Source organism: Bacillus sp. ES1-5, from assembly GCF_022487605.1.
GTDB classification, from domain to species: Bacteria; Bacillota; Bacilli; order Bacillales; family Bacillaceae_G; genus Bacillus_A; species Bacillus_A wiedmannii.
In genome coordinates, this window is record NZ_JAKVPU010000005.1 from 330951 (window position 1) to 346522 (window position 15572).

Below are 15572 nucleotides of genomic sequence, written 5' to 3' on the forward strand. Positions count from 1 at the left end.
ATTGTTGTTATAAGTTAACTTATTTATTGTTACGTTCTGCACTAATTTGAAGGTATGCGTTCACAAAGCGGAACATTTTTTGTGCTTGTGGGTCTTTTAGTAATTTTAATAGACCGAACAGGCCGATAACTTCGTTGCTTTCGTCAGCACGATCTTTCGCTTCGATAGCAGTTGCAGCCATGCCTTTCACTGTATCTTTTACAGGTTCTACAAGCTCTGTGATTGCACTAACAGTGTCGCTTTTTAATACTTCATCAGTAGCAACAGTTTGAGCGAAGTCATAAGACTTAGTTAAAATGTTAACAAGCTCAGTTAATTTTGGAAGCTGTTCTACTAGTGTAGTTAATGATTCTTGTACCTCAGGTTTTAACAACTGATCAAGTACATCAAGTTGTCCTTGGCTAGCAGAAATTTGTACAGTTTCTTGTTCTGGCTTTGTTTGAGTCATAGTTTCTGGCATCTCCAATTCTCCTTTACGATAGCAATACTCTTATTTTTTATAGGTAAGATAGTAAACGTTTGCGAAACTTTATACAAAGTTTCACAAAGCACAATAAAATGCCTTTAAATTTATGCCAGCAAGTAAGCTGAAATCATAAATCCAAAACCATAATGTCCTACCTATTATTTATGAACTGTCCGATACATGGCTTGTCCGCATAATGGAAAGTTCCTTTATCGGAAAGTGTATATAATATATATCCTATATTATATACTATATACACCTATGTTAACATAAAAATGATTCCTAATTATTTGATATTAAGCGTATAACGTAGTACTGACAAGGCATGAAAGCGCATAAATTATTTTGATAAGGTAGGAAATGTACGTATATATAAATAAAAAAAGGAAAAAATGGACAAATTTATGTTCATTTTTTCCTTTTTTTATTGTGCACCTTCTGTAATTAGCATGGAAGTGTTACCTTCTTTTTCAAGATGGCATTCGCCCCAAGTACAAAGAGAATCAAGAATCGATTCTAAAGACCAACCGTAGTCTGTAAGAGAATACTCTACTTTTGGTGGGACTTGATTGTATACTTTTCTTTGAATAACGCCGTCGTCTTCTAATTCACGTAATTGCTGCGTTAACATTTTTTGTGTAATACCAGGCATTGAACGTTTTAGTTCACTCGTTCTCTTTGTACCTTTCGTTAAGTGACAAAGAATAACAACCTTCCATTTGCCGCCGATAACCTCTAAAGTTGCCTCTACAGGAATATTGTATTTCTTCATATGAAACCCTCCTTGTGTGAGTATTAAATAATACAAATGTTACTTTTTAGTACCTATAGCACTTTAAAGTACGTACTTTTTATCATGTTAAATATGTTTCATAATAGCACATGTAAGAGGCAAATGAGTAGTACGGTACTGAAAAGTGACTATGTTACTTTTTAGTGCCTATCGTACTTTAAAGTGCGTTCTTCAAAAAAAGAATGAAACCATTCATAATAGCATTTGTAGAGATTAAATATATTTTTTAGAAGATAAAAGGGCCTTTTTATCACACTATTATGATTGGATTTCTTGTAATAAGGAGGAATTCAATTGAGTTCATATACAGTGCCATCTTCGGAAGTTCAGACGAATCGAAGAAGTATGTTTGCTTTGTTAGCACTAGCAATTAGTGCGTTTGGAATTGGGACAACTGAGTTTATTAGTGTCGGTTTATTACCCTCCATTTCAAAAGATTTAAATGTTTCGGTTACAACAGCAGGTTTAACTGTTTCTCTATATGCGTTAGGGGCAGCGGTAGGAGCTCCTGTTTTAACGGCGTTAACGGCTAGTATGTCGAGAAAGACATTATTAATGTGGATTATGGTTATTTTCATTATTGGTAATGGCATTGCGGCAGTAGCAACAAGCTTCACTATATTAATTATCGCAAGGATTGTAGCTGCGTTTGCACATGGTGTGTTTATGTCGATAGGATCTACAATTGCAGCTGCGATTGTACCAGCGAATAAACGTGCTAGTGCTATTGCGATTATGTTTACTGGATTAACAGTTGCAACTATTACAGGTGTGCCAATTGGAACGTTTATTGGTCAACAATTTGGCTGGAGAGCGTCATTTATGGCGATTGTTGTAATTGGAATTATTGCTTTTATCGCAAACAGCATACTGGTCCCATCTAATTTGAAAAATGGTGTACCTGTATCGTTTCGTGATCAATTCAAACTAATTAAAAATGGAAGACTGTTACTTGTTTTCACTATTACTGCACTTGGATACGGCGGTACATTCGTAACATTTACGTATTTATCACCACTATTACAAGAAGTAACAGGATTTGAAGCAAGTACTGTTACTATCATTTTATTAGTGTATGGAATCGCCATTGCGATAGGGAATATGGTCGGTGGAAAATTATCGAATCATAATCCGATTCGAGCACTATTTTACATGTTCTTGATTCAAGCGATTATATTATTTGTTTTAACATTTACAGCGCCATTTAAAGTAGCTGGATTAATCACAATTATTTTCATGGGACTATTCGCATTTATGAATGTTCCCGGGCTACAAGTATATGTAGTTATATTGGCAGAGCGCTTTGTTCCGAGTGCGGTTGATGTTGCTTCAGCAATTAACATTGCCGCATTTAACGCAGGGATTGCTTTAGGTTCTTATATAGGTGGCCTTGTAACGAATTCATTAGGGTTAATCCATACTGCTTGGGTAGGCGGCATTATGGTAGTAGCTGCTGTTCTTTTAACAGCGTGGAGTATGACATTAGAAAAACGAGATCAAGTAAAATAAAAGGAGAGAAAATAAAATGAAAAATTTACAAAGTAAAGCAGTATTGAATAATGGTGTAGAAATGCCTTGGTTCGGTTTAGGTGTATTTAAAGTAGAAGAAGGACCAGAACTTGTAGAAGCTGTAAAATCAGCGATTAAAGCAGGATACCGCAGCATCGATACAGCTGCAATTTACGGAAATGAAAAAGCTGTAGGTGAAGGAATCCGTGCAGGTATCGAGGCAACTGGTATTTCAAGAGAAGATTTATTCATTACTTCAAAAGTGTGGAATGCAGACCAAGGATATGAAGAAACAATTGCAGCATATGAAGAGAGCTTAAAAAAATTAGAACTAGATTATTTAGACTTATTCCTTGTTCACTGGCCTGTAGAAGGAAAATATAAAGATACATGGAGAGCGCTAGAAACACTTTATAAAGAAGAGCGTGTACGTGCAATTGGTGTAAGTAACTTCCAAATCCATCACTTACAAGATGTAATGAAAGATGCAGAAATCAAGCCAATGATTAACCAAGTAGAATACCACCCTCGTTTGACACAAAAAGAATTACAAGCTTTCTGTAAAGAACAAGGTATTCAAATGGAAGCATGGTCACCATTAATGCAAGGTCAATTATTAGATAACGAAACATTACAAGCAATTGCTGAGAAACACGGTAAAACAACAGCGCAAGTTATTTTACGTTGGGATCTTCAAAATGGAGTAATCACAATTCCAAAATCAACGAAAGAGCACCGTATTATTGCAAACGCTGATGTATTTAACTTTGAGTTAACGAAAGAAGATATGGAAAAAATCGATGCATTAAACCAAAATCACCGCGTTGGTCCAGATCCTGATAACTTCGATTTCTAAGATTAAAGTAAGAAAGAAAAAGAGTGCTTTTATGCACTCTTTTTTTGTGCATAAAAATATTTTCTAATTAAATACTACTTAGTATTAAGTTTGTTATTAAGGGGCTGTAAACATGAATCTAAAGCAATCGTTCAAACTTTTAGTTATGTTTTTAAGTGTTATATTTGTTTTATTCCCGCTTCAAAAAGCATTTGCAGAAGTTATGGACCATACAAAGTATGAAATGGATTGGAGTTATAGTAAGTCAAAGAAGAAACCAATTCGAACAGAACTTATTAAAACGGCAGACGGCAAAATTGCTTTTTGCTTAAATGTAGATTTAAAATCTCCGAGCGGTCAAGATTTACCGGAAATGGGGAAAGTGGATATTAATGTGTACCGTGTACTATTGAATGGATATCCACAAAAGAGTCCACAAGAATTAGGTGTTTCTGATTGGAGAGAAGCACATTATGCAACGCAGCTTGCAGTATGGAATGCGTTAAAACAAATCGATATTAATGATTTAGATTTCCGTAATAAAAATGTAGAAAAGGTAACAAAAGATATCGTTGCAAAAGCAAGTGCTAGTGAAGAGTTACAAGAAATTACGATGAGTGTCGTACCAGCAGAAGAACAACAAGCAGTATTGAAAAATGATTTCTTTGAAACAGGCTTATATACAGTAGAAACAAATGCAAAAAGTGGAACGTATAAAGTACAAGCAACAGGTGCACCAGCGGGAGCGAAATTTGTAAACGAAAAGGGCGAAGCAAAAACAGAATTTAATGTAGGAGAAAAATTCCGCATCTTAATTCCGAAACAAACACCAGCTGGTGGGTTTAGCTTTAAAGTATTAGGGAATTTAACAAAGTTACAAGGGATTGCACATAAAGGGACACCGACTATTCAAAATGCAGTTGTATTACTTGAGCGTAGTGAAGAAAAAACAAGTCCGGAGTTATCGGTAAGTTGGAAAACAACAAATGGTCATGATAATAATAAACCACATACTCCAAATGAACCACATAAACCGAGTCAATATAAAAGGTAAGGATGAAAGCATTGGTGTTAACCAATGCTTTTTATATATGAAATTTAAAGTTATACCAAGATAATTATTAACTAGATAAAACACTGTTTTTATGTTAGGAAAACTATTTAGAAATAACAAAATATAATAAAATCTAAACGTTACGATTAATAGATTAAATTCACAAAATTGTAACATTATTCTAATTGAAAAGGCTATCAAACAAAGTGTAAAGCGTGTACAATTCAGTTGGAAAAACTACCTATAGATGGTCATATATGAAGAAAATGTAAGTTTCTATTATTATTCACGTTTTTAGATGTATAGATGACAAGACATAAAAATATCTTTTACTATTCTCTTTTTATGTAGGAAGAGAACTCATCACAAATATAGAGAAGTGAGGAGGACACAATAGAGAGGAATGCGGTAGTAATTGATACAGGTGCGCGAGGTGTTAGTCTATTCATTAAATTTTTTTATAAAAATAATAGGATTTCTTATTAAATGAATATATATAGGTGTTCTTTCTAAAAAAAGGAACAGGGGACACAGATTATGTCAAAGAAGAAAAAGAGTAGGGTATTAGTAGCTGGAGTTTGTTTAGCTACGTTATTAACTCCGTATGGTCTTGAAGTGCCTAAGGTATATGCGGAGATGACGATTGAAGATAAGGAGAAACAACAAGAAGAGCAAGTGTATAAATTGCTGCCAAAAGGTGATGTAGATGAGATACGTGAGTTGCATCAACGTTACATGAGTTTTTCTCCTTATGAACCAACTGGTATTTATGTAAAGCCAGATGAAGAAGTAGTTATTCAAGTAGACGGGAATCAACAGATTAAAGCTTATATTGGCACATATTCTTATGAAAAAGAAGAACCTAAACAATTCAATTTAAATCCTGGTGAAAATAAAATTTCTTCTCCAAATGGGGGACTATTATACTTTTATAATTATCACAATATAGGAGAAGTAGTGGCTAAAGTAAAAAAAGGTGGTACACCAAATCCTTTATTTATTTTAGGTAAACATACGACAGAAGATTGGAAACGTATGTTGAAGGAATCACCGAATCCATATGCAATCGAAATGAAAGGAAAAAATAGTTTACTAACTATGCATCCTAAGACTGTGGCGGAACATTTAAAACAAGAAGATCCAGCTGCGTTATTAAAGAAACACGATGAAATAATTAATATAGAACATAAGATATCAGGTTTATCAAAAGATGGTGCGGGTGTTGCGAATCAAGGTAAACATTCCATTCATTTTGTTGAAGACTGGTATACGGACAATTATATGTATGCGACTTATTATCGAACAGCTTATAGTAAAGGGAATTTAGAGTCAGTACTAAATCTAGAAGAGTTAACTAATGATGGATGGGGGCCTTGGCATGAAGTGGGACATCAACATCAACAGGACACTTGGTTATGGGATGGACTTGGAGAAGTAACCGTTAATATTTATTCTTTGGCAGTTCAAACTACATTCGGGCATAAAACAAGGTTAGAGCAAGAGGGGCGCTATGAAGCTGCATTTGCTTATTTAGGTAAACCGGATGCACAAGAGAAGATGAATGTATTTGAGAAATTAGTTATGTTTTGGCAGTTACATTTAGCTTATGGGGATCAATTCTATCCGAATTTACATCAAATGTATCGTTTGTTACATGATACAGAACTGCCTAAATCTGATGAAGAGAAAAAGCAGATGTTTATTTATATGACGTCAAAAGTGGCAGGACAAAATTTAATTCCTTTCTTTGATAAATGGGGATTATTTGCAAATGATGCTACGAGAGAAAAGATTGAAAAATTAAATTTACCAAAATTAGAAAAAGAAATTTGGTTATCTACAGACAGCAATCCAATTCGTGAAAAACAAATTGAGTTATATGAAGTTCCATATGGCGAGCCAAATAATGAAAAAATACAAAATGTAGTAATCGGTGCTACATATGATGAGAAAAAAGCAAAAGAACTTGTACAGAATTTAGGAGAAGGTGTAAAGACAACAGGTGTGATTATGCAAGATAAGCCTGAAGTTGGAGAAAAAACTGTAAAAGTAGAAATTGTAGATGGAAAAGGAAATAAGAATTTCATTCTAGTTGTAGTGAATGTTGGATATGGAGATAGCCTACTTGTATATGGATTGAACTATACCGGTGAGGGAGACTTGAAGTCAACCGTAACTCTACATCATGGTACGAAAAAATTTAGTGCAACAGATACAAAAAATTTAATTCACGATTACTTTAAAGATGAAAAGTATTTTGAGTTCACACTGTACGATAAAGAAGGAAGAGAGAAGAAAAATGTAACGGTAAAAGGCTTGGAGAATACGAAAGCTTTTGCTAAGGAAGTAAATGGACTTTCATTTGAGTACGGAGATGTGGTGAAAGTATACCATGCGGAATCTTTTCGCTTACATTGGTACCAAAAAGACGTATATGTGGGAGAAGGAAAAAATAAAGAAATAAAGGAACTGTTCTTCGAAGTTACTGAAAATGGATTTGAAAGATTAAAATCATTGCAAGAAGTAACAGCAAAACCACAACAAGTAGTAGTCGGAACAGAAGTAGAAAAGCTAGAAGCAAAAAACTTTGTTGAAGTAAAAGATGGAGAAGTAATCGGTTTTGTAGAAAAACCAATTACAACAAAAATCGGAAAACAAACAGTAAAAGTGGAAACGAAGGATCGTTTCGGAAATAAGCAAGTGACGGAAGTATCGTTAGAAGTGATTTATGGAGATAGTATCGCATATGTGGGATATAACAATGATATTGCTTCAGTGGTAACGTTAAAGCATGATGAAAAGAAATTACATGCGACTGATATGAATGAACAAATTCATAAATATTTTGATAAAGAACAATATATGGGAATTACTTTATATGATCAAAAAGGAAAAGAGAAAAAACATGTAACAGCAGAAGGGCAAGAAACTTCAAAGAATTTTGCAGAGCAAGTGAATGGAATGCAGTTTGAATATGGGGATGTTGTGAAAGTCTTCCATGCAGAACCAGATCGTTTGACATGGTACCAAGGTAATAACCTTACTGGTCAAGGCGAGAAAAAAGGGGCAAAAGAACTATTCTTCAAAGTGACCGAAAAAGGCTTTGAGAGAATGGATATGTTGCAAGAAGTAACGGCGAAACCGCAAAAAGTAGTAGTCGGAACAGATATTAAGAAGTTAGATGTGAAAAACTTTGTTGAAGTAAAAGATGGAGAAGTAGTTGGATTTGTCGAGAAACCAAATACAACAAAAATCGGTGAACAAAAAGTAAAAGTAGAAACGAAAGATCGCTTTGGAAATAAGAAAGTAACGGAAGTACCGTTAGAAGTCATTTATGGAGACAGCATTATGTTCTTCGGTACATGGCATGGCGGAAGCAATATTAAATCGGTTGTCACGTTAAATCATGAAGAAAAGAAATTCAGTACAACAGATTCAGAAGGTCCAATGCATACTTCATTTGCAGATGAGAAGTATATGGGGATGACTGTATACGATAAAAATGGAAAAGAGAAGAAAGCTCTATCAGTAAAGGCATCTGAAAATACAAAAGGATTTGCAGAACAATTCAACGGAATGACGTTTGAATATGGGGATATGGTAAAGGTATACCAAAAAGAGTTTGATAGATTTAAGGTGTACAAAAAGAATGAAATAGTGGATGTGCAGTATGGTATTCATGAAGTAATCTTTAAAGTAACGGAGCATGGTTTCGAGAGAATGGAAGCTCAACAAGAAGTAACAGCAGTACCACAAAAAGTAGTAATCGGAACAGACGCTGAAAAATTAGAAGCGAAAGACTTTGTTCAGGTGAAAGATGGAGAAGTAGTAGGTTTTGTAGAAAAGCTGAATACAACAAAAATCGGTGAACAAAAAGTAAAAGTAGAAACGAAAGATCGCTTTGGGAATAAGAAAGTGACAGAAGTACCTCTAACAGTAACGTATGGAGATAGCCTACTTGTATATGGATTGAAATATAGTAGTGGGGACCTGAAGTCAGTTGTAACGTTACATCATGATACGAAAAAAATGAGTGCGACGGATACGAGTAATTTGATTCATGATTATTTTGGAGATGAGAAGTATTTTGCATTCACTCTGTACAACAGAGAGGGAAAAGAGAAGAAAAATATAGAGATAAAAGGCCTGGAGAGTACAGAAGCTTTTGCTAAGGAAGTAAACGGACTAGCGTTTGAATATGGAGATGTGGTGAAAGTATATCATGCTGAATCTTCACGCTTACACTGGTATCAAAAAGGTGTATATGTGGGAGAAGGGAAAAATAAAGAGATAAAGGAACTAGTCTTCAAAATTACTGAAAACGGATTTGAAAGATCGGAAGCCGAGCAAACAGTACAAGCAAATCCACAAAAAGTAGTAATTGGAACAGAAGTTGAAAAATTAAATGCAAAAGACTTTGTTCAGGTGAAAGATGGAGAAGTAATCGGATTTGTAGAAAAACCGAATACAACAAAAATCGGTGAACAAAAAGTAAAAGTAGAAACGAAAGATCGTTTTGGGAATAAGAAAGTGACGGAAGTTCTTTTAGAAGTAACATATGGAGATAGCATTGTATATCAAGGGCTTAGTGATGTTGTTCGTTCTATTGTAACGTTAAATCATGGTGATAAGAAACTACATGTAACGTCTACAGATGAACAAATTCATAGTTACTTTAACAATGAATTATATATGGGAATTACGTTATATGATCAAAATGGAACTGAGAAAAAGCATGTAACGGCAGAAGGGCAAGAGACTTCAAAGAGTTTTGCTGAACAAGTAAATGGCACTCCATTTGAGTATGGAGATGTTATTAAAGTGTATCATGCAGAACCGAGTCGTCTAAAATGGTATAAAAAGAGTAAATTAGAAGAGCAATTAGCTTCAACAGAAGTTTCATTTAAAGTTACTCAAAGTGGATTAGAACAAGTAAAGGGAACATTATAATAAAAAACGCGCATAGATACAATATCTATGCGCGTTTTTTATTATTCAGCTTCAGAAACAACTGTGAAGCGTTCGTTTACGTGTTTTGGATTTTCAATTTCATCAAGTGCTGCGACTGCGAAGTCTTCGTAACTTACGTAGCTATCGCCTTTTGCGTTAACAAGAAGATTGTCTTGTCCAGCTGTATAAGAACCAGTACGTTTTCCTAATGCGAATAGTGCAGAAGGGCTGATGAATGTCCAAGTAATATCGTTTGTTTGTTGCAGAATTTCTAAGTTTTTACCTTGGTTTTGAGCTGTTGCAAGGTATTCATTTGGGAAACCTGGCGTATCAAATACACGCGTTGTTTTCTCTTCGTCTACAAATAAGCTTCCAGCGCCGCCAACTACAAGTAATTTTGTGTTAGGTGCACCTTTCATAGCTTCAATTAGTGCGTTTCCTGCATCTACGTGAAGGTGTTCTTCGCCTGCTGGAGCGCCGAATGCATTTACAACTACGTCAAATGCTTGTAGGTCATTAGATGTAAGAGAGAATACATCTTTCTCTAGAACATTTACATTTTCTTCTGTGATTTTTGCAGCATTTCTTACGATTGCAGTTACTTCATGTCCGCGATCTAATGCTTCTTTTAAAATACGACTTCCTGCTTTACCAGTTGCTCCGATGATTCCGATTTTCATAATAAATCCCTCCAAAATGTTTTGTTAAAGTGTATATCTGAAAGTAAATGAATTTGTTGTAATTAGGTTTGTTACAACCTGATGTAATCATTATAGTTACAGGTTAGTGTTTTTGTCAATGGGGTAGTTTGTAGATTTACTTTTTGTTTAGTATGCACAGTTAGAGGGAGGAGAGTCATAAAGATATTGTTACTTCGTGTCTGGCTAATATTTGGAAATTGCAAATTGTCGAAAAATGTTGATTTTTAAATGTTTTTTAAATATAATTCGTTTTATGGAGAAAAGGAGGGGTTAATTGTATGAATATTTTAGAGCAATTTGTTTCATCAACGAATACAATTCTTTGGTCATATATTCTTATTGCAATGTTAATTGGTTTAGGTCTTTATTTTTCTATTAAATTGAAATTCGTACAAATTACTCATTTAGGGGAAATGGTTCGACTAATGAGTGATGGATTAACTGGAAAGACGCGTAAAAAAGGTAGTGTATCTTCTTTCCAAGCATTTTGTATGAGTTCAGCAGCTCGTATTGGTATTGGGAACTTAGCTGGGGTAGCGTTAGCTATTTCAATGGGAGGACCTGGAGCTGTATTTTGGATGTGGGTGATTGCGATTATCGGTGCGTCTTCGAGCTTCGTGGAGAGTACGCTTGCGCAAATTTATAAAGTAAAAGATGGTAGTGGCTTCCGTGGTGGTCCTGCTTATTATATGGAAAAAGGTTTAAATAAACGTTGGATGGGAATTTGGTTCTCTATTCTAATTACAATTACTTACGGATTAATTTTCAACTCCGTACAAGCAAATACAGTGACATTAGCATTTAAAAACGCTTTTGGTATTGAGCGTTACGTTGTTGGGATTGTATTAGCAGTATTAGTTGCGGTTATTATTTTTGGTGGCGTGAAAAGTATCGCGCGTATGTCTGAAATGATCGTTCCGCCAATGGCGCTTATTTATATCGCAGTAGCAATTTTCGTTGTTATTAAAAATTATTATTTAATACCAGATATGTTTACAGAAATTTTTAAAGGAGCATTTGGTTTAGATTCAGCTGTAGGTGGCGGTATCGGTGCTGCAATGAAGTATGGTATTCAGCGCGGATTATTTGCGAACGAGGCAGGTATGGGTAGTGCGCCGAACGCGGCAGCTACAGCTGATGTAACGCATCCAGCAAAACAAGGATTTATTCAAACAATTGGAGTATTAGTAGATACATTTTTAGTATGTACATCAACAGCGTTTATCGTACTATGTTCTGGTGCATATAAAGCAACAAATTTAGAAGGTATTGAATTAACGCAAGTTGCGTTAAGTTCACAAATTGGTTCGTGGGCAAGTAGCTTCTTGGCGATTATTATTTTCTTATTCGCTTTCAGTTCACTTCTAGGAAACTACTATTATGGTGAAACGAACATTGAATTCATTAAACAAAGTAAAACTTGGTTAACGATTTACCGTATTGCGGTAGTGGGAATGGTATTATTCGGTTCTGTTGCCACACTTCAAGTTGTATGGAATATGGCGGATTTATTTATGGGACTAATGGTAATCACAAACTTAATCGCGATTACACTTCTTGGCCGATTTGCATATGCTGCTTTGGCAGACTATGTAAGGCAAAAGAAACAAGGAAAAGATCCAGTCTTCAGTGCAGATTCTATTCCGGGTTTAACGAATACAGAGTGTTGGGATAAGCCAGTGGTAACGGATAAAGAAAAAGCAGTGTAATGAAAAGGCGAGCATCGAGATGAATTCGATGCTCGTCTTTTTTGTTGTAGTAAATGATGAAAAGGGTGAGAGGGAATTATTAATATAATTTTGTTTGTTCATTATTCTCGTTATTTGTAGAGAACGCACTGTCTTAAAAGTATGACTGGTCGAATGGGATGAGTGATTGAGTATTGGATAAATGCACGTACTGGTTATATTTTTACGTGAAAAAACACATATGTTAAGAAGTTTAACGTACTCATGTTATAAAACCTAACATAAAGTTCTTGATTACTAAAAGTTTTTAGAATATAATTTTCTTATTGTTAGGAAGAGGGGGCAATGCAATTATGGATTTTTTAACTAAGGTAATTGGGGATGTAAATAATGTCCTTTGGTCATATGTCATTATTGCGATGTTAATTGGGTTAGGACTTTACTTTTCATTTCGTGTGAAATTTGTCCAAGTTCGTTACTTCGGTGAAATGATTCGTTTGCTTGGGGATGGGGCAAGTTCGAAAACGAGGAAAGCTCAAAAAGAGAAGAGCGGTGTATCATCGTTCCAAGCTTTTTGCATGAGTACAGCTTCTCGTGTAGGTACTGGTAACTTAGCTGGTGTAGCTATCGCAATCTCAGCAGGTGGACCAGGAGCAGTATTTTGGATGTGGTTAATCGCGGTAATTGGGGGTGCTTCTGCATTTGTAGAGAGCACATTAGCGCAAATTTATAAAGTAAAAGATGGGAATGCATTCCGTGGTGGTCCAGCGTATTATATGGAAAAGGGTTTAAAGAAACGCTGGCTAGGAGTTGTCTTCTCTGTTCTAATAACAGTTAGTTTCGGATTAATTTTCAACGCCGTGCAGTCAAACACAGTAGCGGCGGCTTTTGATGGAGCATTTAACACAGATGGTAAGTTTGTAGGTCTGTTTATGGCTGGTTTACTTGCAATCATTATCTTCGGCGGAGTAAAACGTATTGCACGTGCGGTTGAAATGATTGTTCCAGTAATGGCAATTATATATGTAGCAGTGGCATTATTCGTTGTTGTAACAAACATTACGGCAATTCCATATGTATTTAAAGAAATTTTCTTACATGCTTTCGGAATTAAAGAAGTAGTAGGTGGGGGATTAGGAGCTGCGATTTTACTAGGGGTAAAACGTGGGTTATTCTCAAATGAAGCAGGTATGGGTAGTGCGCCGAACGCAGCTGCGACTGCAAACGTAACGCACCCAGTTAAACAAGGTTTCATTCAAACTTTAGGGGTATTTACAGATACATTATTAATTTGTAGTTGTACAGCATTTATCATTTTATTATCAGATGTGCCTGGAGCCGCTGATTTAAACGGAATTCAATTAACGCAACAAGCATTAAGTCAACATATCGGACCGTGGGCTTCTATATTTGTTGCAGTTGCAATCTTCTTGTTTGCATTTAGTTCATTAGTTGGTAACTACTACTATGGTGAAACGAATATTGAATTCTTAAATGGAAGTAAAGTGTTATTAAATGCATACCGCATTGCTGTACTTGGTATGGTTGTTTTAGGATCTGTAGCAACAATTCAAATCGTTTGGGATTTAGCAGATTTATTTATGGGGATTATGGCTGTTATTAACTTAGTTGCGATCGTATTCCTTTCTAAGTATGCTTTTGCGGCATTATCAGATTACGTTAAGCAAAAGAAACAAGGAAAAGATCCAGTATTCTATGCGGAGTCTATTCCAGGTTTGAACAATACAGAGTGCTGGGATAAGCCAGCAGTAGTTGATAAAGAAAAAGCAGTATAATGAGGTGAGCATCAAGTGAAACTTGATGCTCATTTTTTTGTTTTATCCTGCTATTTGTGAACAGTAAAACTCTCGATTGATACGGGCTAATAATCAGTGGGGATGATACTGATTAAAGTTTCGCTATATAATATAAAAGACGAACATTCATGAACGTTTTATAATAAAATGTAATTTTTTTAAGGAAAGTGCGGATATGAGTTGTGATTTATGTTAGAATGGAAAATGCCTTTGAAACAAGAGGTTTTATGATCTTTCCTATCCGATTGAAGGTTTTAGAGGAGAAATGGAAAGTTCGGATTATTTCTTATTTCAAGTGGTCAGACGTTCAACGTTAATGAAGAGTTAAATGGAGGATTTTATTAATGAAGTTTGTTATGTTTCTTGTAGGATTGCTCGTTGTATTTGTACTCGGTTTTCTTATAAGTGCCGATCGAAAGAAGATTAAGTATAAACCAATCGCAATTATGCTTGTTATTCAGCTAGCGTTAAGTTATTTCTTATTAAACACGCAAGTTGGTTATATTTTAGTAAAAGGAATTTCAGATGGATTTGGCGCGCTTCTTGGATATGCGGAAGCTGGAATCGTTTTCGTATTTGGCGGTCTTGTTAATAAAGGAGAGGTTTCATTCTTCTTAACAGCGTTATTACCAATCGTATTCTTTGCCGTTTTAATCGGAATTCTGCAACACTTTAAGATTTTACCGATATTTATTCGTGCTATTGGTACTGCGCTAAGTAAAGTAAATGGTCTAGGAAAACTAGAATCATATAACGCAGTAGCAGCTGCCATTGTTGGGCAAGCGGAAGTATTTATTACAGTAAAAGATCAATTAAGTAAAATCCCAAAACATCGTTTATATACATTATGTGCATCTTCCATGTCGACAGTATCAATGTCAATCGTAGGTTCTTATATGAAAATGATCGAACCGAAATATGTAGTAACAGCACTTGTATTAAATTTATTTAGTGGTTTCATTATTATTCATATTATTAACCCGTACGATATTACAGAAGAAGAAGATACACTAAAATTAGAAAATAAGAAAAAACAGTCATTCTTTGAAATGCTAAGTGAATATATTATGCTTGGTTTCACGATTGCAATCACAGTAGCGGCAATGTTACTTGGTTTCGTAGCATTAATTACAGCAATTAATAGCTTGTTTGATTCAATGTTCGGTATTACATTCCAAGCTATTTTAGGATATATTTTCTCACCATTAGCATTCGTAATGGGTATCCCGCAAGCGGAGATGGTAACAGCGGGACAAATTATGGCAACAAAATTAGTATCAAACGAATTTGTTGCGATGCTGGATCTTGGAAAAGTAGCTGGTGATTTATCAGCTCGTACAGTTGGTATTCTTTCTGTATTCCTTGTATCATTTGCGAACTTCTCATCAATTGGAATTATCGCAGGTGCAACGAAAGGTATCGATGAAAACCAATCAAATGTTGTATCATCATTCGGTCTACGTCTTGTGTACGGTGCGACATTAGTAAGTATTCTATCAGCGATTATCGTTGGTGTTATGTTATAAAAAGGGTGGTCCTAGCTCGTAGCTAGGGCTATTTTTTATGGTAAATTTGCATGAAAAATCTAATTTATTAGGAATATATTAACATATAAAAATCTTGTGAACTACTCGCCACTTAGTAAAGCTTGAAGTGGGAGCTTCTCAGTTCCATGACGAAAGTAATCTTTCATCTCCCTGAGCGTTACTTCGGGACATTCCACCCCTAGCTGTCCAACTTTTGGAAGCTCCCTATATAC

10 protein-coding genes are annotated in these 15572 nt (G+C 35.2%); 7 read left to right on the forward strand and 3 right to left on the reverse strand.

What is annotated here, in order from left to right; genetic code table 11:
* Positions 1 to 19: 19 nt before the first annotated feature.
* Positions 20 to 460 carry a DUF1641 domain-containing protein gene (locus tag MKO96_RS18565; RefSeq protein WP_001115312.1) on the reverse strand — a complete coding sequence of 147 codons (441 nt, stop codon included), beginning with the start codon at positions 458 to 460 and terminating at the stop codon, positions 20 to 22.
* Positions 461 to 890: 430 nt separating this feature from the next.
* Entirely contained in the window at positions 891 to 1238 is a 348-nt protein-coding gene (locus MKO96_RS18570; protein ID WP_240588318.1) for a winged helix-turn-helix transcriptional regulator, read from the reverse strand.
* 366 nt (positions 1239 to 1604) lie between these two features.
* Between MKO96_RS18570 and MKO96_RS18575 the strand changes: the two genes are divergently transcribed.
* The 4 genes from MKO96_RS18575 (at position 1605) to MKO96_RS18590 (ending at position 9607) form a co-directional block, all read left to right on the forward strand.
* Entirely contained in the window at positions 1605 to 2768 is a 1164-nt protein-coding gene (locus MKO96_RS18575) for an MFS transporter (RefSeq protein WP_240588387.1), read from the forward strand.
* A gap of 16 nt (positions 2769 to 2784) precedes the next feature.
* Complete coding sequence (locus MKO96_RS18580; protein ID WP_048528200.1) at positions 2785 to 3624, forward strand: aldo/keto reductase; 840 nt, start codon at positions 2785 to 2787, stop codon at positions 3622 to 3624.
* A 112-nt stretch (positions 3625 to 3736) separates the two neighbouring features.
* A complete protein-coding gene (locus MKO96_RS18585; protein WP_240588319.1) occupies positions 3737 to 4657 on the forward strand; it encodes a thioester domain-containing protein in 921 nt (306 codons plus the stop codon).
* A 537-nt stretch (positions 4658 to 5194) separates the two neighbouring features.
* Positions 5195 to 9607, forward strand: a complete 4413-nt coding sequence (locus MKO96_RS18590; RefSeq protein ID WP_240588320.1) for a putative mucin/carbohydrate-binding domain-containing protein — start codon at positions 5195 to 5197, stop codon at positions 9605 to 9607.
* Positions 9608 to 9648: 41 nt separating this feature from the next.
* Here MKO96_RS18590 and MKO96_RS18595 read toward each other — a convergent pair whose 3' ends face one another.
* Positions 9649 to 10287: an NAD(P)-dependent oxidoreductase gene (locus MKO96_RS18595; RefSeq protein ID WP_240588321.1), complete on the reverse strand. Its 639-nt coding sequence runs from the start codon at positions 10285 to 10287 to the stop codon at positions 9649 to 9651.
* 299 nt (positions 10288 to 10586) lie between these two features.
* On the opposite strand from MKO96_RS18595, the gene MKO96_RS18600 reads away from it, so the two are divergent.
* From MKO96_RS18600 to MKO96_RS18610, 3 genes are all read left to right on the forward strand, one after another.
* Positions 10587 to 12017, forward strand: a complete 1431-nt coding sequence (locus MKO96_RS18600; protein WP_240588322.1) for an alanine/glycine:cation symporter family protein — start codon at positions 10587 to 10589, stop codon at positions 12015 to 12017.
* Positions 12018 to 12349: 332 nt separating this feature from the next.
* On the forward strand, positions 12350 to 13792 hold the full coding sequence (locus tag MKO96_RS18605) for an alanine/glycine:cation symporter family protein (protein WP_240588323.1): 1443 nt from the start codon (positions 12350 to 12352) through the stop codon (positions 13790 to 13792).
* Between the two features lie 365 nt (positions 13793 to 14157).
* On the forward strand, positions 14158 to 15339 hold the full coding sequence (locus MKO96_RS18610) for a NupC/NupG family nucleoside CNT transporter (RefSeq protein ID WP_000673848.1): 1182 nt from the start codon (positions 14158 to 14160) through the stop codon (positions 15337 to 15339).
* Positions 15340 to 15572 lie beyond the last annotated feature (233 nt).